This window comes from Leisingera sp. F5 (assembly GCF_001593695.1).
Genome location: NZ_LUKH01001488.1, coordinates 1 through 1,000, shown reverse-complemented (window position 1 = coordinate 1,000; position 1,000 = coordinate 1). Strand labels below are relative to the sequence as shown.

Here is a 1,000-nt window from a genome sequence, read left to right as displayed (position 1 = left end):
ATGGCGGCATGGCCGATATGGATGTCTTCGAATACGCCGCAATGATCGAGGAAACCCCGGTGCGCAGCCGGGTGGTGGAGTATGCTGTGCCGGGCAGCAACCAGCTGACGGCGGTGTCGCTGACCGATGTGCTGGAGGATGGGCTCAGCATGGTCTATTCCTTCTACGCCCCTGATCAGCAGCAGAATTCGCTGGGCACGTTTATGATCCTCGACCATATCTCCATCGCACGCGAGGCCGGGCTGCCTTATGTCTACCTCGGCTACTGGGTGCCGGGCAGCCAGAAGATGAGCTATAAGGCCAAGTTCTCAGGCCTGGAAATCTATCACCGCAGCGAATGGAAAAAGATGTCCGACCCGTCTGAGTTCGAGGCCGCCGGGCATCCGCTGTCCACCGATCCGATTGCCGAACAGGTCGCCAATATCCAGCTGCCTGAACAGCCCATCCACCGCAGCCGCTGATGCAGCATATTCATGCCATTTCCCTGGTAGTGCCGGATTACGACGCCGCCATCGCCTTTTACTGCGGCCGGCTTGGCTGGCTGCTGGCCGAGGATATCGATCAGGGCCGCAAACGCTGGATCCGCATCCTGCCGCCGGGTGCCAGCCAGGGCAGTCTGATCCTGGCCCGTGCCGAAGGACCGGATCAGGAGGCCGCCATCGGCAACCAGTTCGGCGGCCGTGTCGGCCTGTTTCTGGCGACAGACGATTTCGTCCGAGATCATACCGCAATGCTGGCCCAGGGCGTCACCTTCGAGGAAGAGCCGCGGCATGAACCCTATGGCACCGTTGCCGTCTGGCGCGATCCCTTCGGCAACCGCTGGGATCTGATCCAGTTCGCCTGATCCCCAGCTTCTTTCTGGTCAAAAATACTCCGGGGTGAATGCGCCAAGGGCGCAGAGGGGCAGCGCCCCTCCCCCGGCAAAAAAGCAAAGGGGCCCGCTTGGGGCCCCTTTTCCGTTTCTTATAACGCGCCCTGATCAGTTCGGGATCAACGCCGG

General features: G+C 61.4%; 1 protein-coding gene and 1 pseudogene. Both read left to right on the top strand.

The features are described from left to right. A pseudogene (locus A2I95_RS42480) lies at window positions 1–461 on the top strand (arginyltransferase); the annotation flags it as partial. Next, window positions 461–844, top strand: coding sequence for a VOC family protein (locus tag A2I95_RS42475; RefSeq protein WP_027258553.1), 384 nt, complete (start codon window positions 461–463; stop codon window positions 842–844). The pseudogene A2I95_RS42480 and the gene A2I95_RS42475, both read left to right, overlap by 1 nt. Window positions 845–1,000: the final 156 nt, after the last annotated feature.